The sequence below is a fragment of the Enterococcus sp. HMSC061C05 genome, from assembly GCF_001814765.1.
GTDB classification, from domain to species: domain Bacteria; phylum Bacillota; class Bacilli; order Lactobacillales; family Enterococcaceae; genus Enterococcus_B; species Enterococcus_B lactis.
Genome location: NZ_KV817725.1, coordinates 134,598 through 157,356, shown reverse-complemented (window position 1 = coordinate 157,356; position 22,759 = coordinate 134,598). Strand labels below are relative to the sequence as shown.

Here is a 22,759-nt window from a genome sequence, read left to right as displayed (position 1 = left end):
GACAAAAATCGTGTCACATTCCCTTTTTCCAAATAAACGATGTTCAATTAGCTGGTTCTTGGTATTAGCTCAACAAACGGCAAAATATGAGGAACCACTTTTGTTTGGCTGTTCTTATTACTTGATGCAGGACAGCTTTTTAATAACCCCTTAAAAACGATTAGTTGTTTTGTGTTTTTAATTCTTTCTCGATTTGAAGCCGCTGAACTTTCATTGTAGCTGTTCGCGGGATTGCATCAAAGTCACGGATGATAGGGGCGTTCAAACGTGGAAGTTCATGGACTTGCTCCCACCAGCGATTCCAATCCATTTCTTTATCAGGGGCTAAAGCAATAATCGGCTGTGGAGAATGATTTTTATCCCTTACAATCACTACTTCTGCCAAAAAATCTAACGAATCTAATAAAAAGTCTTCAATAGCTAATGTACTGTTGATCGTTTCGATCAAATCCACTTGCCGATCTTTCAAAAATAGGTGACCACGCTCATCCATAAATCCGTAATCTCCGCTATCCCACCAATCGCCATAAACATTTTCCTGGAACCGTGCATCTTCCTTATAATAAGTCAAAGCCCGTCCTTTAGACAGTAATTGTATATGACCATCTGTATTTTCAGGAAGGACATTCCCAATTGAATCTGTGATCCGAGCGCTTGTCATGTCTTCCAGTCCAACGCCCATATCTCTTGCATCACTCGTTTTCAAACTTTCCAGTGTATGAGCCTTAAGAATCATTGGTCCACATTCACTTTGGCCATATACTTGAAGGAATACCGCATCTTGTGTTATTGATGTTCGCAAAAATGTTTCCATTGTCTGATTGTTTATGGCATCAAAAGTAGAGTGATAATAACGGATACCAGAGAAAGCTTCTGGATGTTCTTTAGCAGTAAAACTCCACTGAACAAAGTTATTCGGATGAGTCTCTAATGCGATTGGTCGGTGGGTTTCCAACATACGAATAATTTTTGAACTTTGTGCGTCTGCTAAAGGCATCATAGGAAAACCCATGGACATCAAAGAAGAGATGCCAATATTGAATCTAGAATGTACGGGGGAAATGTGAAAAGCGATTAATTTCTTTTCTGAAATTTTTGCAAAAACAGTTTTTTGCCATTTCGTTCGCCAACCCATAGAATGAGCAGAATGACAAATAAGCTTAGGGATACCAGTTGTACCAGAAGTATGGGTCATATAAGAAATTTCATTTTTAGCTAAAAACGATTGGGGAACAGGAAAAGTAGGTTGCTCCAGTAAATAAAAAATAGGAATCTGTTTTGACTTAGTCCCGTTTGAAATTTCTCCCACTCGTTTTTTTGTCTCATCATCAAATAAAATGAAGGGGTCTTCTAAACGGTCGATAAATACTTCCATTGTCGCTGTTGGTAGATGATAAGAAGTCATGACAGGCACTGCACCAAGGTAAGACACAGAAACAGCGAGAAGGTATGTGTCAAAAGCGGAACTCTTATAGATAATGACTTTGTCTCCAGATTTCACACCAAGATGGGCCAATTGATAAGCTCGATCTAACACACTTTCAAAGCATTTTTTGTAAGTTGTTTCAAGTCCTAACTCAGGAAAAGCAGAAAGCGGCTGATCACAGATAATCGGGGTCTCGGAAAAGCCAGCTGCGGCTTCTTGAAAATTCGTAAATAAATTCAAAGGGGAATACGTTATGGTCTCCATCATTCACACTCCATTATCTTTTGTTAAGTAATATACAAACTCAAGATAATCGTAACATAAACCTTTATACAATAATATAGTTTATTGTGAAAAAAAGTTCAGGTTCCTATGTGACAGAAACCTGAACGAATGCCGCTAATTCGTGATAAGAAAAATCAACCATTTTTTCCCAGATTTCTTGAAAAGAGTGGGAAGATAGGTATCGATTACCGCATAAATAGTTTACCGCGTCAGCATCATCTAAATATAGTTCGGTATAATAGCGATAGGTTTTTCGGCATAATTCTGGTGATACATTCTTATACACTGTGATTTTGCTCAAAATTTGGCGAATAGTCCGAGGAGAAATTTGTTGATCATGCGAGGAACGAAAAACAAAAGAATTTTCGTCCGTATTTTGTGCGGTTAACTTAAAATAGTTCTCCAGAAACGGCATCGCTTCTTTTGGTATTGGTACTTTACTCAATCTGTTTTCTTTTCTATTCAGATTAAGAATCTGCTTGGTCAAAGATACATCTTTACGTTTAAGTTCTACTACTTCATGGATCTTTAATCCGCAATACAGAAGAATGGCAGTAATCGCAAGGTTCCTCGGTCTATTCTTTTCTTCAAAGCTAGCTTCTCTGCTTGTTTGAAAGCCTTCAATCGGGATAAACAAATGCTCAAAATCTTTGAAAAGTTCTGCATCGATATATCGCGGAGCTGCTTTAGTCGTTTCCGGTAAACTTGTACCCAAAAGAGAGATCTCTTCTTCAATTAGTCCTTTTTGATATAAAAATCGTAAAAAATGATTTAATGAATATTGCTTCCTCGAAATCCCGTAATAGCTATTTTCAAACAATTGCTCCGTTTCTTGGTTCGCTGTAGTTTGGAACGAACGAGTATGTCGATAGATTTTAGCTAAGAAATTCTGATAATCTTGTTTTTCTAAACGGATAATCAGCTGATCATCCACTTCTTCAGAAAATACTTTTCTCAAATAATCAGTAAACAAATGGAAATCTTTTGCATATTCATAGCGACTACCTAATGATAAAGAAGAACGATTTTCTTCTAAAAACTGTTGAAAGACGGAAGGGAGCAAATGTGTACGTTGTTTTAATTTTTCTTGCAGTTGTTTTCTAGTTTTGCTGTCCAATACAAATCCCTCCAGTTATTGTTCATTTCCTTTATTTTACCGCATTTCCTCAAATGACGATAGGGAATTTGTCTTGCTTTGATAACGAACATCCATGTAACTGTCTTTTAAAAGTCTTTACAAAATCAGAGGTGATTCTCTTAGTTTTTAAGAAGCCCTTAAGTTTCACTTGCAACAATAACTACAATTTCAAATAAAAGCAGGTGAGTATATGTCAGCTATTCTATTAATTCCAATCTACGAACCCACAGAAAACACTGTATTCTTCATTAATCAATTAGCACAATCTGTAAACGTACCGATTATCATTGTTGATGATGGAAGTGGGAAAACCTATCAAAAACTGTTTCAGCGAATGGAACATCCTAATATCACTAAAATCAGCTACTTTGACAACAAAGGCAAGGGATATGCATTAAAATTCGGCTTTTCAGTTATACTTGATTCCTATCCAGACATTACTGGCGTTGTCACAGCAGACAGTGATGGTCAGCATGAAATCGAAGACATCCAAAAAATGCTAGTGGCAGTAGATCGATTAGCTGGTCAGGAATTCCTTTTGGGTGTAAGAGATTTTTCGTATGAAAACACGCCCTTTCGAAGCTATTTCGGGAATCGAATGACGAGCGGTTTTTATTATCTTTCCTCAGGTATCCACTTACAGGATACACAAACAGGACTGAGGGGATTTTCTATCTTTAGTTTATCTGAACTGCTCAAAATCGAAGGAAATCGGTTTGAATATGAAATCAATCAACTGCTAGTTTTACCAAAGATCGGCTATCGAATGACTACGATCCCTATCAAAACAATATATAGCGATGGAAATAAAGGTTCCCATTTTCGAATATTCCAAGATTCCTATCTTGTTTATCGTCCGTTCATTCGTTTCTTTTTTTCCTCGATTTCCTCTTCATTGGTGGATATTGGACTATTCTATTCCATTATATTTTTTATTGGAAATCATACAATGGCTTCTTTGTTGATTGCTACCGTACTTTCTAGAGTACTATCAGGAATTTTCAATTATCAAATGAATCGACATTATGTGTTCAGAAAACAAAGAGCCCGTACTGCTTTTTATAAATACAGCTTGCTGTTTCTCCTTCAACTGATTTTAAGTTGGCTAGGTGTGTCGATCCTTTCGGTTATTATTCAGTCGCTTTTGCTTTGTAAGGCCGTTGTGGATATTTTATTGTTTTTTGCCAGTTTTTCGATTCAAAGACGCATAGTCTTTTGTTAGGAGGAAATCTTTATGAAACATTTTTTACGAAAAAAATATATGTGGGCATGTCTATCGAGTGTTTTCTTGTTAGGAAGTTCAAGTTATATATTATTAAAAACATTTGTTTTGCCTCAGGAAATAGCAGCAGTAGAATCGGTATCCAATGAGACTTCCACTTCGACAACAGACACAAAAAATACGAGTAACTCAAGTTCTTTTGAACCAGTGATTACAGATAATAGCTACCAAGATGAAAATATCAATATCACATTATCTTCAGAACGTGTTGATGAAACCACAGTTTATGTTGCTGATATTACAGTAAGCGATTCTAGCTATTTAAAAACAGCTTTGGCAAACAATACGTATGGACGCAACATCAAAGAAACTACATCTGCGATCGCACAAGAACAACAAGCGATTTTAGCGATAAACGGAGATTATTATGGTTTTAGAGATACAGGATATGTACTTAGAAATGGCACACTATATCGTGATACACCTAGTGAAGATGAAACAAAAGAAGACTTAGTAATTGATAAAAATGGTGATTTCTCAATAATAAAAGAAGCAGAAACATCTGCTGAAAAGCTAGTAGAAGAAGATGTACAACAAGTTTTATCTTTTGGTCCTGCTTTAGTTGAAGATGGAGAAGTCACTGTTTCTGAAGATGAGGAAGTGTCGCAGTCGATGCAAAGTAATCCACGAACCGCAATTGCTCAAGTTGGAACAAACCATTATCTCGTTGTTGTTTCAGAAGGTCGAACAGATGATAGTCAAGGGTTGAGTCTCAGCGAACTAGCAACTGTATTGAAAAATCATGGAGCAAAAACCGCATATAATTTAGATGGTGGAGGGTCAACAACGCTTTATTTCAATGGAAAAGTCATTAATCAAACAGTCGGCGGAAGTGGAAACTCTGAACGATCTGTCAGCGATATCGTTTTTATAGGTTAAGAAAAGGGGTATAATTATGAATAAGAAAAAAACGTTTTATAGTTATTTTATTAGTTCAGTCATTCTTTTCATCTTTCAATTGGTTTATCATCATTTTAGCCACGGGGTCACTTCACAAGCACTGAAATGGGTCTGGGTTATTCCAATGGTAGGAGGGGCATTCCTTTTTATTTTCGAAAAAATATTAAATACTTTTCGAAATCGCCTGGCTTTCAATTTATTCAATACGGGTTTGGCTAGCTATATCGTCGGAATGATTCTTAAAGGAATATTAGAAATAGCTGGAGCTTCATCACCTTACATAGGAATTTATCCTATGATAGGAACGATTATACTAGGAATCAGTCTATTTATCTATATAAGTAGCTTGCTTATTCAAGGATTGGATAAATAATACAATCGTAATAAATGGAAAATATAAGAAATTTTTTCAAAAAATTTCCTATAGGAATAAATGCACAAATGACTATTTTAGTGATATATATTTTGCTATTAGCATAGATATTCCAAAATTTCAATTAAAATGTTTTAATCTAATTCCAATCTAAATATTTGTAGAAATCAATCGTCTCCTATAGAATAAATTTATAAGTAAAAATATATCAATCATAAATCTATTTGCTAGGAGGAATTTACATGGAAGACAAAAATTTAACAGTCATCGGTAGCTACAGTACAAGGGATGAAGCATTATCAGTAATCGAACGGTTGCGTAACGAAGGGTATGATCGAGATGATATCGTTATTTATACTACTGATGAAGCAGCAACTAGACTAGGATTCGACGGATTATCCGGCATAGATGTTGAAACAGACGAGAATCGGATGGATGGCGAAGAAGATCGCTCTTTATGGGAAAGAATAAAAGACACTTTTTCTTTTGATACCTATGATTCTGAGACGGCTACGCCAGAAAATGATCCTTTATATCAGTATAGAGGAGATATTTCTGCTGGAAAATTTGTCATCACAGTAAAAGGCTATCGTCAGCCAGAAACAACAGAAGACACAATGGATACACAAGATACTGTTAGCCCAGCAAGCACAATGGGAACAGGACTAGGGACTGGGACTGGCACTGATCCAATGGACGTAGATGGCACGACAGGCTTTCAAAATACAACAGATCCACTGAATATGACACCAGGAACTGATCCGATGGACGTACCTGGCGAAGCTGATTCTATGGGTACAAAAGAGACGGAAGACATCGATCGCAAACCAAATCTAGATGATGATACGATTCAACTAAAAGAAGAAAAATTAGATGTAAATACACATGATGTTACAACTGGAGAAGTCGACATCCACAAACATGTGGTCAACGATACTGAAACGGTAGAAGTACCGGTCAAACGTGAAGAAATCGTCATCGAGCGCAAACCAGTAACAGATCCATCTTCACAGGGTACAGACGAAAACTTGGAAGATGACACGATCACTATCCCAATCAAAGAAGAGCAAGTAGATGTTAGCAAGCATACAGTTGTTCGTGAAGAAGTGGGAATTCATAAAGAAGAACATGAAGACGTTGAAAAAGTGACAGAAGATGTTAGCCGAGAAGAATTGGATATTGACACAAGCGGTGATGTACACATTGAAGACCGCAATAAAAAATCTTAAGCGTAAGCTAAAGAGGTTGTGACAGAAGTGGTCAGCTTCAAGAAATAAGAAGGAGTTTACGAAAATTGCTTCTCAAATTTTTGTGAAATTTCGGCTTATTTTCGAAGAAGCTACTTCTGGAACACCGTTTATTCGGAAAACAGGGTTGTGACAAGATTATTGTCACAGCCCTTTTCCTAGTATGTTTTAGAGTTAAGCATTATTTTTTAGGCTTCAACGGTAATTGGACTTTAAAATCAACTCCTTGTGGAAGATAATTGGATACAGAAATTTGTCCGTGGTGCTGTTCGATTATCTGTTTTGCAATCGCCAATCCAAGTCCGTAACCGCCAGTTTCCTTCGCACGAGATTGATCTTCCCGATAAAATCGATCAAAGATTCTTACTTGATCTTCTTCACTGATAGAAGGGCCAGTATTCTTTACGTGAATCAGCCATTCTTTATGGTTAACAGACGAATCTAAAATAATTTTATCTTTTGGATTCGTATATTTTAAGGCATTATCTAGCAAAATAACCAAAACTTGATGGATCTTTTTTTCGTCAATTGGTACTTCTGATGTTGCCTCGTTATGAAGGATAAACTCCTTTCCGTCTATGGTGGCCATCTCTTGAAATGGTTTAACAAGGTTTTCGATATATTCCTGTGTATTGATCATTTGTTTTGAAAGTAGCTGCTGATCAGAATCATTTCGGGCAATCGTCAGCAGATCTGAAGTCAATCCAGTGAGCCGTCTCGTCTCTGACAATGCTTGAGCAATACTTTCAGATTCCTCAATGATGGTATGATCAGGTTTGGTAAACAGATGTTCCAAACTATTTTGAATAATCGTTAACGGTGTACGTAATTCATGAGAAGCATTTTCGACAAATTCTTTTTGTCTTCTCCAAGAAAGAATGATAGGGCGCATGCTTAGACTAGACAAGTAATAACTAATGCCAATTGAGATAAGCCAGAAAACAACCATACACAAAATCATAATTGTGCGAAAAGTTGCTAATGAATTTTTGATTTGATTTGTATTTTCTAAAATTTGGATATAGGCAACACCAACTTGATTCGTCTCTGCTTTTTTCGTTATCGAGCGGAAGGAGAGGGTAGATGAGTCGTTTTCTTCATTTAATTCAATATTTTGGATGGTATTCAGATTTTTTGTATCCATTTTTAATTCTTTGATCTGATTGAAGCGTCCACCAATAGCTGCCTTATTCAATATCTCACCATTTTCAGACCACAAGATCACTTGAGTGTTAAATCGGTCATTTGATGGTTCCATCAATGGTTGTTCCATGTTTGTTCTGTTTTGTTCCATTTGATTCGGGTTCAAAAAGGGATCACCTTGCTGATACCTTTGTATCTCTAATTGTACTGTCCGAGAATCAAAATCTGTTTTCTCTAATGAAAGATCCGTTTCTCTATACGCAGATTGGTTCAATATCTGTAAAGTAATAAACCCCAGAAGAAAAAAGATCAAAGCAAATGCAGCTACATTCGTTGCAAAAAAACGGCTACGCTGCTTGCGTGTAATATCTCCATTCATTGCATCACACCCCTTGCAATATATAACCAACATTACGTAAAGTTTTGATTTCTTTATCTAGTCCAGTACTGCGTAGATGTTTCCGTAAATTGCTCATGTAAACTTCAACAACTGTAATCGTCGTATCAGAATCAAATCCCCAGATCCGATCAAATATCTGCTCTTTTGTCAAAATGATTCCTTTATTTTGTAAAAAATAAACGAGTAATTCAAACTCTTTTCCTTGTATGGGCAAAACTTGTTCTTTATACAATACTTCATTACTTTTTAGATCACAACTGATATCCTTATACTTCAGAATGTTTTCATCAAAGAGACCAAGCGATCGTTTCAATAATGCTTTCACGCGCATGATCAATTCTTCTCGATAGAACGGTTTTGTCAGATAATCATCTGCACCACGTTGAAATCCTTCAATCTTATCTTCCAAACTATCTTTTGCTGTCAAAATCAATACAGGAGTCTGTATTTTTTCTTTCCGTAACTTTGCTAGGACTTCATAACCATTCATTTCCGGCATCATCAAATCCAAGATTGCAAGGTCATAAACACCGCTTTCCAACTCAAACAGTCCTTCACTACCGTTATAAACTTGTGTTATCTCACCAATTGTTGTGAGTATTTCTTTTATATTATTGGATAATACCTTATCGTCTTCTACTACTAATAGTTTAATCATTTTCCCACCTCATTCATTTGGTCACTTTAGTTTAACATGGATAGCATAAAATTGGCTTAAATAATCAAAGAATCCACTTATCTATTAAATTAAGGAGAATTTAAGTTTGTTTACATAGACTCGTTGTTATAATCACCAAACAGTAAAGGGGAGAAAACATGAAACTAAAAAAAGTATTTCAAAGAAAAGAAAACAAATATTTATTGACCGAACAGCAATTTCCTCTTTTTTTCGAGCAACTTGAAAAAAAGATGGCAATAGACGAATACGGGCTTCATACAATTATGTCTCTGTATTATGATACGAAAGATTTTCAGTTTATTCAGCATTCGATGGATAAACCAATATACAAAGAAAAATTCAGAGTAAGAAGCTACGGAATCCCTAGCGAAGAGAGTACTATATTCTTGGAAATCAAAAAGAAAGTAAATGGGATTGTCTATAAAAGAAGGCTGCCTGTGGATTACTCAACATACGAATGTTGGTTGAAAAGTAAAGATTTTTATTTAAGAAACAACGTAGACAGTAATCAAATCAACGAAGAGATCTTTTGGTTGTTCAAGCAGCACCCAGATTTGACTCCACAAGTATTGATCTCTTATGACAGAATATCTTTGTTCACTGACGAAGAAGTAGAATTCCGAGTGACCTTTGATCAGAAAATTCGTTTTCGAGATACCTGTCTTGATTTAAAAAAAGGAAGTGGCGGACAGCTAGTTGCACCTGAACTTGGTGTGCTAATGGAAGTAAAGGCAATGGGGGCTTATCCATTATGGTTTGTTGAACTGTTAAATAAATTTACAGTACGAAAAAGCAGTTTCTCAAAATATGCAGAAACGTACAAAAGACATCTATTTGTTCAACATAAGGAGGAAGAAATCCATGCTATCTAGTCTGTTTGAATCAGGAACAACCATTCAGTTTACCGATTTGCTTTTGTGTATCTTTGTCTCATTAGTTTTAGGATTATTAGTTGCATTTATCCATATGCAGCGAAATGTTTATACTAAAAGCTTCGTCGTAACTTTAGCTGTTTTACCGGTGCTTGTTCAATCTGTCATTATGCTAGTTAATGGTAACCTTGGCACTGGTTTAGCAGTAGTAGGCGCCTTCAGCTTAATTCGTTTCCGCTCTGTTGCAGGTGGTTCTCGTGAAATTACCAGTATTTTTTGGTCAATGGGTATCGGGATCGCTACTGGAATGGGATACGTAGTTTATGTTGTGTTATTTTCTGTTATTGTAGCTTTATTTTTATTGTTTCTATATTTATCACCTTTTGGAAGCAGAGAAAAAATTGCCGAACGAGAATTAAAAATAACAATACCAGAGGATTTAGATTACCCAGAATTATTTACAGATATATTTGAAGAATATACTTATACCAATCATTTATCTTCTGTGAGAACAACAACAATGGGAAGTTTATATGAACTACGCTACGTTATTCTGATGAAAGACCAAGGAAAAGAAAAAGAATTGATTGATCGAGTTCGTGTTAGGAATGGAAATCTGCCTGTCGTATTAGGAAAAGTCGCTACAAATCGCGATGAATTGTAACATTGAAAGGTGAGGATACTAGATGAAAAAAACAATTTATACAATGCTCCTTGCAAGCTTGTTTCTTGCTTCTTGTTCACAATCATCATCTAGCAACAAAACGAGTAATACCGAAACAAGTAACTCATCGTCTCAAACAAGTAATAGTACATCGGAAGAGTTAGCTAATTACTATGGGAAGTACGAGGAAGAAGATTTATCAACAGAATACGATGAGACCTCAGCAACAAAAATAACGTTAGATGAAGAACCGGTTATCAATGGAAACGGAGCAACAGCAGAGGGAGAAACAGTAACGATCTCAGAAGAAGGAACATACGTCCTCAGTGGAACGCTTTCTGATGGCCAGCTCGTTATCAATGCGTCGAAAGAAGCAAAAATCCATTTGATCTTTAACGGTGTCTCTATTACTAATACAAGCGGATCAGCCGTCAATATCCAGCAAGCAGAGAAGGTGATCCTAACATTAGCTGACAATAAAACGAACAATCTAAAAGATGGTGAAAATTATTCTTTTGCTGAAAATGAAACAGAACCCGACGCAACATTATACAGCAAAGAAGATTTAACGATTAATGGAACCGGCACGTTAAAAGTCAATGGAAATTACAGCAATGGAATCAGGAGCAAAGATGATCTTGTACTCGTTTCAGGAACATATGAAGTTACTGCTAAAAACAATGCTATCAAAGGAAAAGATTCTGTTTCTATTCGAAACGGGAATTATAACTTGAATACAACAGAAGGGGACGCTATCCAAGCAAACAATACAGAAGATGAAACAAAAGGATACGTAGCAATTGATGGTGGTACTTTTGAAATTAGTAGCGGAAGAGATGGCATTCAAGCAGAAACAAATACAACTTTACAAAACGCTGAGATGACAATCAAAACTGCAGATGGGGCAAATAGTCAAACTATAAATACAAATGAAAGTTACAAAGGAATCAAAGCTGGAAATCAAGTAAAAATAAGCAGTGGGACCTACTCCATAGACAGTGCTGATGACAGCATCCATTCCAATAACACTTTTGAACTTACTGGCGGTACAATTACGGCTAAAACTGGAGACGATGGTATCCACGCAGATAATGAATTGACAATCAGTGCAGGTGTTGTTGACATCCAACAGTCTTACGAAGGAATAGAATCAGCTGTGATTAACTTCAAAGATGGACAAACAAAAATAGTAGCCAGTGATGACGGGGTAAATGCCGGTGGAGGAAATGACACAAGTCAGGAAAATGGAAAATTTGGTGCTGATTCATTTGGCGGAGCTCCAGATGAATCAGATGACAGCAAACAAATAACGATTAGCGGAGGGACTCTGTCAGTCAATTCTGAAGGAGATGGATTAGATAGTAACGGAAATATCACTATGTCTGGCGGAACAGTTACTGTTGATGGACCGACAAATGGCGGAAACGGCGCATTGGATTATGGAGGAACATTTGATGTATCCGGTGGCTCACTGGTAGCTGCGGGTGCAAGTGGGATGGCGCAAACAGTTAGCGATTCTTCTACACAAGGTACCATTGCAATCACGTTTGATTCGGTTCAATCAGCTGGTACTTTGATAAGCATCAAAAATAGCAGCGGTGATACTGTGGTCACATATCAACCCGCAAAAGATTATCAAACAATTGTTATTTCTACAAAAGAATTGATCACTGGAGATACTTACTCGATTGTCAGTGGTGGTACTGCAAATACAGAACCACAAAATGGGTTATTTGATACCGGATCAGAAACAACTGGAACTGAGCTTGGTTCATTTACACTCTCGGAAAACACAGCAAGTGTCTCACAGTCAGGTGAAACTATTTCAATGAGTCAGATGGCGGGACCCGGAGGAAGATAACAAGTAAAATGATCCTAACATTATGAATCAACAAAAGATGTTTCATAAACAGATAATTATGATTGAAAATGAAAGAATAACTATTGATATACTTTCGCCCTAAATCTCGTTGGATTGCAAAAGGTATCCAATAAAAAGAAACAGCTATGTCTATTTCTCCTGATATTTTTATCAGGATGGTAGAGTATACATAGCTGTTTTTTGATTGTTTATAGCTCAAATAAGCGGATCAGTTCTTCTTCATTTGCGAATGACACACTATCATCAATCAACATATAAGGAACATGGGTATTCGGAATTGGTTGATTCGTGACGATCAGGTCATACTCAAGAAGATTGTATTTCGAAAGTTGATCTTCAGTGATAGCAGTTGTTTCAGAGTGAATCTTATGCACAGCAAGAACATCACTGACATATTCTTCAATGTATCGACTATGTCGAAGACTTAAGTCACTGACGATCAGTATTTTTTTATCGGAAGTATAATGGTGTATTTCAGGATTACCGATGAGCATCCAAAATATATAGCTAGATAAATAATAAATCAAATTTCGATTCAGTAGGGTGGAATAAAATTGAAGTTCTGCACGAAATCCAGCATATAGACGTATATGGCGATGTTGCATCTGTTCCGCAAAGAAAGTGGCACGGATCGTCAAATGAGTCGTATCGTATGGAAAAATACGTGAGAAAAAATAAATTTGAGTTAAGAGTCGAACAACAAATTCTTCGTTTTTTTCTTTGCAATCAGCAGATGAAAATGAACAGTAGGATATATTTTTTCGTATCTGTTCACTGATTTCATTTTTTTCTTTCTCCGAAAATTCTGAAAAAATCGTATTGACAAAATAGTTCACTACTTTTATATAGCTGCTGTACTTCAATTTCCCTAAAAGATTTTTCAAGATCAAAAAGTCTTTTTTATCTATATTTATCAACTTTACATATGGGTCTCCAGCTTTCCATTCGAATGGATTTCCTTGTGATTCCCGCATAAGATGCACAACAAAATACATAATAAAGAAAGATTGCTCATAAGGACTTTCTTCTTGGAATAAATTCAACTGACAATTGTTCTTTGACATAATTTCTTTGATCTTCTTTTTTTCGATTGGAAATGGCAAAGTACGTCTTCCATAGTAGCTTAAAAAGAAAAAGGTGACAAAGATACGCAGCTGGAGCTCACTTTTCAGGCTAGTCAACTGAAACCCTTGGTCGACGATTACTTTTAATAAATAGCTTTCTAAAATTTGATTGCATTGTTTCAACTTACGCGTAAAAGAAGAACGACTAATCGAGATTTTTTCACAATAATACTCGATCGTTTTACCCGGATTGACAATGATTTCATTTAATAGACGACTATTTGTAGAACTTTGTGACATTTCCATTAGCACATTTAAATAAGCCGGTACATTCAAATGTTCAAGTCGATACCCCAATTTTTGTGAAGACTGAATCGTTACATCCGTTCCCCAGCGGATTTTGATTTCTTCGATATACCTTACAAACGTAGATTCCGAACTACCGATTCGTTTGGCAAGTTCTTTTTTAGTCATCCACTTGTCAGAAATGGATAGAATCCGAATGATTTTTTCCATCTTTCTATAGTTTCCTTCCAGCAACCTGATCATATGTTTTTCTCCCTCAACCCTTTTCTTTAATGAAACGCTCATTAATCAAAGGAATCAACGTCATAAATGAAACCAATTGGTATGAAAATTGGTGTGATTCCCTCTAGTGCCCTTCGTATAATAATTATCATATTAGAATAAATACGTTTATTTATTTTAATAATCATCACTATTCACGTCAAAACAGAAAAAAATAAAAAGGAGGGGAAAAATGACGACCACAGGGAAGAAGCTGAAAGTTGTTTTTGTGCTGATATTATTGAGTTTATCGAACATTCTGCCTGTAACTGCAACAGCAGAAGCTACAGATAATCCAACGATGTTAGAAATCATTTCAGCTGAAATCACTTCAGATCAATCTGGGAAAAAAGCACTGAACGTCAAACTAAATGCGAATAACAACAGTACAGAAAAGGTAGAGAAAGAAATTGGTCTAGTTGAGAATTACTTAAGTGATGTGGAAAGAAAGGAAGGAGATGGCTATGCTTATCAGGTAAAAAGCGGGAAAACCACGCTGGAAATCTCTCCAAACACTAAACAAACGATCAATCTAAGTCTTCCAATCGATCCAACACTTTATCACAGCCAGACAAATAAGCTGATCGTCGATAATAAAGAGTATGACATTACTGATGCGACAGAACACAAGAAAGAGACAGAAGTGTCAACACCAAATACAGACGAAACAAAAGAAGGAATATCAGAAGAAAATGAAAATTCTGTCAGTCCCTTTACATTGCCTACATTGTCTTTGCCAACTATGACTGTTTCAGCTAACCAGACGATCCCTACAGAGTATACGACGGATGATCAAGGCACTTATCCTAAAGCCAATTGGCAACCTACAGGAAATACAAATGTTCTTGATCACCAAGGTAATAAAAATGGATCAAATCAATGGGATGGGATAAATTCTTGGGATGGAGATCCTAATGATCGGACTCATTCGTATATCGAATACGGGGGAACAGGCAATCAAGCAGACTATGCGATACGTAAGTTTGCAAAGGAGACAACTACACCTGGATTGTTTGATGTTTATTTGAATGCCCGTGGAAATGTACAAAAAGATATCACACCTCTTGATCTCGTATTGGTCGTAGACTGGTCAGGAAGTATGAACGACAATGATCGGATCGGTGAAGTAAAAATTGGTGTCGATCGTTTTGTCGATACTTTAGCAGATAGCGGTATCACAGACAAAATCAATATGGGATATGTCGGCTACTCCAGTGATGGCTATAACTACAGTAACGGTACTGTGCAGATGGGTTCATTTGATTCAGTAAAGAATCAAGTAAAATCCATCACACCTTCATGGACAAATGGCGGTACTTTTACACAAAAAGGACTAAGAGATGCAGGAGACATGCTATCCGTTCCAAACGGACATAAAAAAGTGATCGTCTTGCTGACGGATGGTGTACCGACATTTTCCTATAAAGTACAGCGAGTACACGCACAACCAAGCAACGATTATTACGGTACCCAGTTTTCCAATACTCAAGATCAGCCGGGAAATACTTCTCGAATTGCAAGAAGCTATTATGCACCTGACCAAAACAACCAATCCAGAAGAATAGACAGCACATTTATCGCAACCATCGGAGAAGCGATGGCGCTTAAAGAACGAGGAATCGAGATACATGGTCTTGGTATCCAACTTCAAAGCGATCCAGCAGCTGGTCTATCTAAAGCAGAAGTAGAGTCTCGTATGCGGCAAATGGTTTCAGCAGATGAAAAAGGTGACCTTTATTATGAATCAGCCGATCATGCAACAGATATCTCTGAATATCTGGCTAAAAAAGCTGTACAGATCTCTGCAACTGTAAGTAATGGACAAATAAATGATCCAATCGCAGAACCATTTATTTATCAACCTGGTACACTTTCAGTCAAAAGCGTGGGAACAAACCCTACAACAGTTACTCCAACTATTTCTATAGATGGAAATACGATCAAGAGCAATCAGATTTATTTAGGAAAAGACCAAGAAATCCAAATTCATTACCAAGTGAGGATCCAGACAGAAAATGAGGACTTCCACCCGAATTTCTGGTATCAAATGAACGGTAGGACGACTTTCCAACCAAGTATTGACACTGACGAATTAGCTGAATTCGGTATACCATCTGCTAAAGCTCCCGGAGTCAATCTTCACATCAAAAAATTATGGGAAGAATTTGACAATAATCCAGCTAATCGTCCAGATCAAGTCACTTTTGAAATCCAACGGAACCATACAACAGATGCTGCAGCTTGGAAAAACGGATATATCCGCATCACTAAACCAGCTAAAGATACTGCAAATTCGTGGGAACGTGCAGACGTCGACAAACTCTCTGCAAATAGTGGAGAAAGTTATCACGAGATACTATCACTGCCTCAATATAATAATCAAGGTCAAGCATTCAGTTACCAAACAATCAAAGAACTACCTGTACCAGGATATGATTCTCAACAAATAGATGCACTGACATGGAAGAATACTAAACAATTCACACCGTTAGACTTAAAAATAACGAAAAATTCCTCTACAGGAGAAAAGGATCTCATTGGCGCTGTTTTCAAATTAACAGGAGATTCTATTGATACTTTACTAACTGATAATGGTGATGGGACCTATTCTCTTCCGGAAAATGTCAAATTGCAAAAAGAAATGACTTATACACTGACAGAAACAAAAGCTCCAGAAGGTCATGAATTAAGCAAGAAGACTACTTGGGAAATCAAGATTGCTTCTGATGGTACGGTAACCATTGATGGAAAAACAGTCACTACTTCCGATGATACGATCCAGTTGACCATTGAAAATCCTTTTGTTGAAATTCCTATAGCAGTACGTAAGTATACGATGCAAGGGACGGGCAAAGAGATGAATCTTAAAGGTGCAGCTTTTGCCCTACAGAAAAAAGAAGCAAACGGTGCTTATCAGCCAATGGACAGCCAAACAACGAATGAAAAAGGTCTTGCCATTTTTGATTCACTCACACCTGGAGAATATCGAGTCGTTGAAACAGCTGGTCCTGCCGGATATGATACTTCGCCGGGAAATTATGAATTCCAAATCGACAAATATGGAAAGATTATTTACACGGGGAAAAACACCGAGACAACGAATGGCATGTGGACGCTCACTCATCAAAATCGATTAAAAGCGTTTGACCTGACAGTACACAAAAAGGAAGACAACGGACAGGCATTAAAAGGAGCCAAATTCAGACTGCAAGGACCAGAAATGGACTTAGAATTGCCAAAAGATGGACAAGAAACGGACACCTTTCTATTCGAAAATTTAAAACCTGGAACTTATAAGCTGACCGAAACCTTTACACCAGAAGGATACCAAGGACTAAAAGATCCAGTTACTATCATCATAAAAGAAGATGGATCGATTCAAGTGGATGGACAAGAGTATGAGTCTGTTCTTTCACCAGGAGCCAAAAACAACCAGATTTCTTTAGACATCACGAATCAGGCAAAAGTACCATTACCTGATACGGGAGGAATTGGCCGCTTAGGAATCTATCTAGTAGGGATGATTGGTTGTACATTTTCTATTTGGTATCTTTTTTTCAAAAAAGAAAGAGGGGGCAGCTAATATGAAAAAACTTGGTTGGCTTAGTATGTGTCTCTTCTTATTACTGTTTAAACCTGCTTTTACTCAGGCAGTAACAGCAACAGAACCAGATATGGTCCAGATCACTTTGCACAAATTACTGTTTCCAAATGGCCAACTACCGGAAAACCAGCCAAGTGACGGACAAGAAAAAGAGTTATTGCAAACGTATCGGGGATTGAATGGAGTCACATTTCAAGTTTATGATGTCACAGAATCTTTTTACCATTTACGAGAAAAGGGGAAAACAGTAGAGGAAGCACAAACAGAGATCGCAAAAAACGGTAAGTCTTCTGGCACGTTTATCGCAGAAGCAACAACCGCAACTCTGAACAACGAAGATGGTATTGCTTCTTTTTCTCTACCTGCCAAAGATCATAAAAAAAGAGAGAAAGCGTATCTTTTTTTTGAATCCAAAGCACCAGAAGTCGTCAAAGAAAAAGCAGAGAACATGGTAGTTGTTCTACCTGTATATGGACAAAACGATCAAGAACTTTCATCTATCCATTTGTATCCTAAAAATGAAGAAAATAACTACCCTGATCCTCCTTTTGAAAAGGTATTAGAAGAAACGAGGGATAATTTTACGATTGGTGACAAAGTCACTTATTCCTTGCACACGACGATCCCTATGAATATCTTAGACTATCAAAAATTCGTATTATCAGATAGTGCGGATGGAGCATTAACGTTTTTACCTAATAGTCTAACGATGTCATCGAATGGACAAAAGCTATCCGAAGGATTTGTCATACACACGAAACCACACGGATTTGAAATTGCATTTTCGATTCCTTCGCTAGAAAAATATGCTGGAAAAAACCTGACCATTTCTTATCAGATGCAGCTAAACAGTACAGCTCAGGCGAACAAGGAAATCAATAACAACGGAACACTAGATTTTGGTTTTGGTATCAGCACAAAGAAAGTCTCTGTATATACAGGGAGTAAGCAATTTGTCAAAATCGAGACAAATAAACCAAACAAACGATTAGCTGGCGCAGTATTCCTTATTAAAAACAAAGCAGGAAATTACCTGCAACGAACAGCCAACGGATACAAGTGGACAAGTAATGAATCAGATGCGCTTCACCTGACCTCCGATAAAAATGGCGCTTTTTCAATTATCGGGTTGAAAACAGGAGATTACTGGTTAAAAGAGATCAAAGCACCATCTGGTTATATTTTAAGTGAAACAGAAATTCCGTTTACCATTTCAACTAGCCTCTCTGAGGAGAAAGAGACTGTCGGTAGATTGAAAGTAGTCAACAAAAAAGAAAATAGTCGTCCATTTCTTCCTAAAACAAACGAAACGAAAAACATCCTTCTAGTCGTTGTTGGCATGGTGTTCGCAAGCCTTGCAATATGGTTGTTTATTAAAAAAAGAACAGGAGTGACAAAATGAAAAATCATAAAAAAATAAGCATTATATTAGGTGCACTTTTTCTTATTTTACCATTAATCACAAGTAGCTTCGGCGCAAAAAGAGTGTTTGCGGAGGATACAGCAGCTCAAGTCATTCTCCATAAAAAGAAAATGACTGATTTACCCGATCCTTTGATTCAAAACAGTGGGAAAGAAATGAGTGAATTCGATCAATACCAAGGATTAGCCGATATTTCATTTTCCGTTTATAACGTCACTACAGAATTTTATGCGCAACGGGAGAAAGGAGCGTCGGTGGATGCAGCAAAACAAGCAGTCCAATCTTTGACTCCTGGTACACCAATTGCATCAGGAACGACAGATGCGGATGGAAATGTGACTTTATCTTTACCAAAAAAACAAAATGGGAAAGATGCAGTCTACACAATCAAAGAGGAACCAAAAGACGGAGTGACAGCTGCCACAAACATGGTGCTCGCTTTTCCTGTATACGAGATGATCAAACAAGCAGATGGCTCTTATAAATACGGGACAGAAGAATTGGACACTATCCATCTCTATCCTAAAAATATAGTTGGTAATGATGGAACATTGAAAGTGACCAAAGTCGGTACTGCCGAAAACGAAGCACTAAACGGTGCAGCATTCATTATTTCTAAAGAAGAAGGAACACCAAGCGTCAAAAAATATATCCAAAGCGTCACAGATGGATTGTACACTTGGACAACGGATCAAACGAAAGCCAAACATTTCATTACTGGTCATTCTTATGATATCGGCAACAATGACTTTGCCGAGGCAACGATTGAAAAAGGTCAATTGATCGTCAATCATTTAGAGGTTGGAAAATATAATTTAGAAGAAGTAAAAGCTCCTGATAATGCAGAAATGATTGATAATCAAACAAACACGCCGTTTGAGATCTTGGCAAATAGTCAAACTCCTGTAGAAAAGACAATCAAAAATGATACGTCCAAAGTCGATAAGACAACTCCACAATTGAATGGAAAAGATGTCGCAATCGGAGAAAAAATCCAATATGAGATCTCTGTCAATATTCCTTTAGGTATCGCTGATAAAGAAGGAACACAAAACAAGTACACGACATTCAAACTCATTGATACTCATGACGCTGCTTTGACATTTGATCATGAAACTTCAGGAACGTATGCGTATGTCTTGTATGATGGGGATAAAGAAATCGATCCAACAAATTATTCTGTCACTGAACAAACAAACGGATTCACGGTTTCAGTTGACTCGAATTATATTCCTTCACTCACTCCTGGTGGTACGCTGAAATTTGTTTACTATATGCATTTGAACGAAAAAGCAGATCCAACAAAAGGGTTTTCTAACCAAGCAAATGTCGATAACGGACATACAAATGATCAAACGCCACCGTCAGTCGATGTCGTTACTGGCGGCAAACGATTTGTCAAAGTAGATGGTGATGTTGCATCAGATCAAACACTTGCTGGAGCAGAATTCGTCGTTCGTGATCAAGAGAGTGACACAGCCAACTATTTGTCGATCGACCCATCTACAAAAGCCGTCAACTGGGTTTCGACGAAAGAATCAGCAACAGTTTTTACAACCACAAACAACGGTTTAGTTGATGTGACAGGTCTCAAATACGGCACGTACTATCTGGAAGAAACGAAAGCACCAGAAAATTATGTTCCATTGGCAAACCGCGTAGCATTTACTGTCGATGAACAATCTTACGCAACAGCAGGACAGTTGATTTCTCCTGAAAAAATACCAAATAAACACAAAGGTACACTTCCTTCAACAGGTGGTAAGGGAATCTATCTTTATATTGGTGCAGGAGTGATCCTTCTATTGATTGCTGGATTGTACTTTGCTAGACGCAAGCATAGTCAGATTTAATCTTTGTACATGAATTGGAAAGAGGAGCAGTGGCTTACGCAATTGCTCCTTTTTCTTTTATTAACAACTAGTCAGCACAAGGAGAACACAAATGAAACAAAAGAAAAGGAACTATCTAGACCTGCTAATGATCCTTCTGCTTCTGTCAGGGATAGGCGTCTTGGCTTATCCATTCGTTAGCGATGCGCTGAATAACTACCTGGATCAGCAAATCATCTCTCATTATCAGCAACAAGCAGTAAAAGAAAATGAAGCAGTCATGGCCAAAATCCAAAAAGACATGACAAAGAAAAACCAGCAATTAGCAAAAAAAGGAGGAAATCCCGGTGTTGATCCCTTTACTAAGAAAAAGGAACCAGTGAAAACAGACAAAACCTATTTTGAAAAACATACGATCGGCGTTCTGACGATTCCTGAAATCAATGTCCATTTACCGATTTTTGACGAAACAAATACCGTGCTGCTAGAAAAAGGCGCTTCGTTATTGGAAGGCACATCTTATCCTACTGGGGGAGAAAGTACACATGCCGTTATTTCCAGTCATCGGGGACTGCCTCAAGCAAAGTTGTTCACTGACTTGCCAAAACTGACTTTAGGTGATTCTTTCTATATCGAGATCAACGGACAGACACTTGCTTATCAAGTCGATCAGATAAAGACGGTAGAACCAACTGATACAAAAGACCTGAGAATCGAAAAAGGAAAGGATTTCGTGACACTACTGACTTGTACACCTTATATGATCAACAGTCATCGCTTACTTGTCAGAGGGCATCGCGTTCCTTATCATGCAAAAGAAGTGCAGAAAGAAGTACAGAAAGTATCTGAGAACAAACGTTTCTTCCTGTATGGATTGATAGCTATAAGTATACTGATTTTTCTGTTTCTTATTTATCTTTTTCGGCAAACATTTAAAATAAGAAACAGAAGGTAACTGTGTCTCTTTTCTATGATAGATGTATTCAAAGCAATGCGTAAACAAATAAACTGGCTGAAGTTTGAAAAAGAAAACTTCAGCCAGTTTATTTGTATAACGATATCAAAGAAAGCTTGTCTCAATTTTTCCGATATTCTTTAAGAAGGCCTTTTTGCATCAATTCTTGTTTGTTTTTCAAGTTGCGGATATTCTCTTCAAAATTTTGAGAATATATCACTGAGAATAACGTATTTAATACGTAATCGAAGGCAATTTGAGAGGAGAAAGTCGCTACTTTAGCAAAATCATATTCCTCCTGCGATATAACAAGACACATATCAGCCTGTTTGGCCATTTCTGAATGCTGATTTCCGGTAATCAATAATGTTGGAGCTCCTACATGCTTTAGATAGGTCATTATCCGTTCATAATGATGGATACGACCGCTGTAGCTAATAAAAACTGCGCAATCCTCGCTAGTCAAATTGGCTGCATTCCAAGAAGAATCGCTATATTCTTCGGCCAAGATCAAAAATTTATTCAACTTGACCATTTTATTCTGGAACTTCCTTGCCGTGATTTGGGAATCGCCTTTTGCAAAAAGAAAAATTCGCTGTGCGTTGTTCAATACTTTACTGATGTGATCCAAATCTTGATGCTCGATCTGCAATTGCGCTTTTTTTATTGACTGGATCGACAAATCTGCCATTTTCTTTGCAATTTGTTGTGTGTTATCTTCACTTGAAAAAGGAAAATTAGGATCGACCGTTTGATTAAACTGGGCAATCAATTGATGAACTTCCCGTCCTAGTTCGAAACGAAATTCTTTAAATCCGCTGAAGCCCATTTTTTTGCATAAACGAATGATAGCTGAATGGGAAGTATACGTAGCTTTTGCTAATTCTTCAATCGTCATGTAGACTGCGGCTTCGATATTCCTCCGAATATAATCAGCGATCCGTTTCTCTGTCGTGGTAAACAACTCTTGTTTGGTTAATTTTTCTTCAATAAGCATGATCTGACCTCCAAATTCTATCTTAC

The 22,759-nt window shown here is 37.2% G+C and carries 17 protein-coding genes; 11 read left to right on the top strand and 6 right to left on the bottom strand.

What is annotated here, in order from left to right:
• Positions 1 to 160: 160 nt before the first annotated feature.
• Complete coding sequence (locus HMPREF2988_RS02165) at positions 161 to 1,693, bottom strand: AMP-binding protein (RefSeq protein WP_002339267.1); 1,533 nt, start codon at positions 1,691 to 1,693, stop codon at positions 161 to 163.
• Between the two features lie 103 nt (positions 1,694 to 1,796).
• The gene (locus tag HMPREF2988_RS02160; protein ID WP_002292437.1) at positions 1,797 to 2,828 is read right to left on the bottom strand and encodes a tyrosine-type recombinase/integrase; all 1,032 of its coding nucleotides are present in this window, start codon (positions 2,826 to 2,828) and stop codon (positions 1,797 to 1,799) included.
• Between the two features lie 211 nt (positions 2,829 to 3,039).
• Here HMPREF2988_RS02160 and HMPREF2988_RS02155 point away from each other — a divergent pair, with 211 nt between their 5' ends.
• The 4 genes from HMPREF2988_RS02155 to HMPREF2988_RS02140 all read left to right on the top strand — a co-directional run bounded on the left by HMPREF2988_RS02155 (position 3,040) and on the right by HMPREF2988_RS02140 (position 6,633).
• Entirely contained in the window at positions 3,040 to 4,071 is a 1,032-nt protein-coding gene (locus HMPREF2988_RS02155; protein WP_002292436.1) for a GtrA family protein, read from the top strand.
• A 12-nt stretch (positions 4,072 to 4,083) separates the two neighbouring features.
• Positions 4,084 to 5,010 carry a phosphodiester glycosidase family protein gene (locus HMPREF2988_RS02150; RefSeq protein WP_002292435.1) on the top strand — a complete coding sequence of 309 codons (927 nt, stop codon included), beginning with the start codon at positions 4,084 to 4,086 and terminating at the stop codon, positions 5,008 to 5,010.
• Positions 5,011 to 5,026: 16 nt separating this feature from the next.
• Positions 5,027 to 5,404: a hypothetical protein gene (locus HMPREF2988_RS02145; protein WP_002292434.1), complete on the top strand. Its 378-nt coding sequence runs from the start codon at positions 5,027 to 5,029 to the stop codon at positions 5,402 to 5,404.
• A gap of 242 nt (positions 5,405 to 5,646) precedes the next feature.
• Complete coding sequence (locus HMPREF2988_RS02140; RefSeq protein WP_002292433.1) at positions 5,647 to 6,633, top strand: DUF2382 domain-containing protein; 987 nt, start codon at positions 5,647 to 5,649, stop codon at positions 6,631 to 6,633.
• Between the two features lie 199 nt (positions 6,634 to 6,832).
• On the opposite strand, the gene HMPREF2988_RS02135 is transcribed toward HMPREF2988_RS02140, so the two are convergent.
• Together HMPREF2988_RS02135 and HMPREF2988_RS02130 are read right to left on the bottom strand one after the other, a co-directional pair.
• Positions 6,833 to 8,173, bottom strand: a complete 1,341-nt coding sequence (locus HMPREF2988_RS02135) for a sensor histidine kinase (protein ID WP_002290385.1) — start codon at positions 8,171 to 8,173, stop codon at positions 6,833 to 6,835.
• 4 nt (positions 8,174 to 8,177) lie between these two features.
• Positions 8,178 to 8,852: a response regulator transcription factor gene (locus tag HMPREF2988_RS02130; RefSeq protein WP_070769908.1), complete on the bottom strand. Its 675-nt coding sequence runs from the start codon at positions 8,850 to 8,852 to the stop codon at positions 8,178 to 8,180.
• Positions 8,853 to 9,010: 158 nt separating this feature from the next.
• Between HMPREF2988_RS02130 and HMPREF2988_RS02125 the strand changes: the two genes are divergently transcribed.
• From HMPREF2988_RS02125 to HMPREF2988_RS02115, 3 genes are read left to right on the top strand one after another with little or no spacing between them, the layout of a single operon-like run.
• Positions 9,011 to 9,745 carry a polyphosphate polymerase domain-containing protein gene (locus tag HMPREF2988_RS02125; protein WP_002290387.1) on the top strand — a complete coding sequence of 245 codons (735 nt, stop codon included), beginning with the start codon at positions 9,011 to 9,013 and terminating at the stop codon, positions 9,743 to 9,745.
• A complete protein-coding gene (locus tag HMPREF2988_RS02120; RefSeq protein ID WP_070769907.1) occupies positions 9,735 to 10,409 on the top strand; it encodes a DUF4956 domain-containing protein in 675 nt (224 codons plus the stop codon). Before HMPREF2988_RS02125 ends, HMPREF2988_RS02120 begins: the two co-directional genes overlap by 11 nt.
• A 22-nt stretch (positions 10,410 to 10,431) precedes the next feature.
• Positions 10,432 to 12,270, top strand: coding sequence for a carbohydrate-binding domain-containing protein (locus HMPREF2988_RS02115; protein ID WP_070769906.1), 1,839 nt, complete (start codon positions 10,432 to 10,434; stop codon positions 12,268 to 12,270).
• A gap of 209 nt (positions 12,271 to 12,479) precedes the next feature.
• Here HMPREF2988_RS02115 and HMPREF2988_RS02110 read toward each other — a convergent pair whose 3' ends face one another.
• On the bottom strand, positions 12,480 to 13,871 hold the full coding sequence (locus tag HMPREF2988_RS02110) for an AcpB/EbpR/MafR family transcriptional regulator (protein WP_070704600.1): 1,392 nt from the start codon (positions 13,869 to 13,871) through the stop codon (positions 12,480 to 12,482).
• Positions 13,872 to 14,115: 244 nt separating this feature from the next.
• On the opposite strand from HMPREF2988_RS02110, the gene HMPREF2988_RS02105 reads away from it, so the two are divergent.
• From HMPREF2988_RS02105 to HMPREF2988_RS02090, 4 genes are all read left to right on the top strand, one after another.
• The gene (locus tag HMPREF2988_RS02105) at positions 14,116 to 17,505 is read left to right on the top strand and encodes a SpaA isopeptide-forming pilin-related protein (RefSeq protein WP_070769905.1); all 3,390 of its coding nucleotides are present in this window, start codon (positions 14,116 to 14,118) and stop codon (positions 17,503 to 17,505) included.
• Position 17,506: 1 nt separating this feature from the next.
• Positions 17,507 to 18,928, top strand: a complete 1,422-nt coding sequence (locus HMPREF2988_RS02100; RefSeq protein WP_070769904.1) for a SpaH/EbpB family LPXTG-anchored major pilin — start codon at positions 17,507 to 17,509, stop codon at positions 18,926 to 18,928.
• Positions 18,925 to 20,802, top strand: a complete 1,878-nt coding sequence (locus HMPREF2988_RS02095; protein ID WP_070769903.1) for a SpaH/EbpB family LPXTG-anchored major pilin — start codon at positions 18,925 to 18,927, stop codon at positions 20,800 to 20,802. The genes HMPREF2988_RS02100 and HMPREF2988_RS02095 overlap by 4 nt, the downstream gene beginning before the upstream one ends.
• Before the next feature lie 91 nt (positions 20,803 to 20,893).
• The gene (locus tag HMPREF2988_RS02090) at positions 20,894 to 21,736 is read left to right on the top strand and encodes a class C sortase (protein ID WP_002339284.1); all 843 of its coding nucleotides are present in this window, start codon (positions 20,894 to 20,896) and stop codon (positions 21,734 to 21,736) included.
• Between the two features lie 121 nt (positions 21,737 to 21,857).
• Here HMPREF2988_RS02090 and HMPREF2988_RS02085 read toward each other — a convergent pair whose 3' ends face one another.
• Positions 21,858 to 22,733: a MurR/RpiR family transcriptional regulator gene (locus HMPREF2988_RS02085; RefSeq protein WP_002315027.1), complete on the bottom strand. Its 876-nt coding sequence runs from the start codon at positions 22,731 to 22,733 to the stop codon at positions 21,858 to 21,860.
• Between the last annotated feature and the right edge of the window lie 26 nt (positions 22,734 to 22,759).

What these genes read in the sequence shown, in the direction of transcription:
- HMPREF2988_RS02155 (WP_002292436.1), top strand. Translation starts at nt 3,040, where the DNA reads ATGTCAGCTATTCTATTAATTCCAATCTACGAACCCACAGAAAACACT.
- HMPREF2988_RS02165 (WP_002339267.1), bottom strand. Translation starts at nt 1,693, where the DNA reads ATGATGGAGACCATAACGTATTCCCCTTTGAATTTATTTACGAATTTT.
- HMPREF2988_RS02100 (WP_070769904.1), top strand. Translation starts at nt 17,507, where the DNA reads ATGAAAAAACTTGGTTGGCTTAGTATGTGTCTCTTCTTATTACTGTTT.
- HMPREF2988_RS02095 (WP_070769903.1), top strand. Translation starts at nt 18,925, where the DNA reads ATGAAAAATCATAAAAAAATAAGCATTATATTAGGTGCACTTTTTCTT.
- HMPREF2988_RS02090 (WP_002339284.1), top strand. Translation starts at nt 20,894, where the DNA reads ATGAAACAAAAGAAAAGGAACTATCTAGACCTGCTAATGATCCTTCTG.
- HMPREF2988_RS02130 (WP_070769908.1), bottom strand. Translation starts at nt 8,852, where the DNA reads ATGATTAAACTATTAGTAGTAGAAGACGATAAGGTATTATCCAATAAT.
- HMPREF2988_RS02120 (WP_070769907.1), top strand. Translation starts at nt 9,735, where the DNA reads ATGCTATCTAGTCTGTTTGAATCAGGAACAACCATTCAGTTTACCGAT.
- HMPREF2988_RS02140 (WP_002292433.1), top strand. Translation starts at nt 5,647, where the DNA reads ATGGAAGACAAAAATTTAACAGTCATCGGTAGCTACAGTACAAGGGAT.
- HMPREF2988_RS02145 (WP_002292434.1), top strand. Translation starts at nt 5,027, where the DNA reads ATGAATAAGAAAAAAACGTTTTATAGTTATTTTATTAGTTCAGTCATT.
- HMPREF2988_RS02115 (WP_070769906.1), top strand. Translation starts at nt 10,432, where the DNA reads ATGAAAAAAACAATTTATACAATGCTCCTTGCAAGCTTGTTTCTTGCT.
- HMPREF2988_RS02125 (WP_002290387.1), top strand. Translation starts at nt 9,011, where the DNA reads ATGAAACTAAAAAAAGTATTTCAAAGAAAAGAAAACAAATATTTATTG.
- HMPREF2988_RS02135 (WP_002290385.1), bottom strand. Translation starts at nt 8,173, where the DNA reads ATGAATGGAGATATTACACGCAAGCAGCGTAGCCGTTTTTTTGCAACG.
- HMPREF2988_RS02085 (WP_002315027.1), bottom strand. Translation starts at nt 22,733, where the DNA reads ATGCTTATTGAAGAAAAATTAACCAAACAAGAGTTGTTTACCACGACA.
- HMPREF2988_RS02110 (WP_070704600.1), bottom strand. Translation starts at nt 13,871, where the DNA reads ATGGAAAAAATCATTCGGATTCTATCCATTTCTGACAAGTGGATGACT.
- HMPREF2988_RS02150 (WP_002292435.1), top strand. Translation starts at nt 4,084, where the DNA reads ATGAAACATTTTTTACGAAAAAAATATATGTGGGCATGTCTATCGAGT.
- HMPREF2988_RS02105 (WP_070769905.1), top strand. Translation starts at nt 14,116, where the DNA reads ATGACGACCACAGGGAAGAAGCTGAAAGTTGTTTTTGTGCTGATATTA.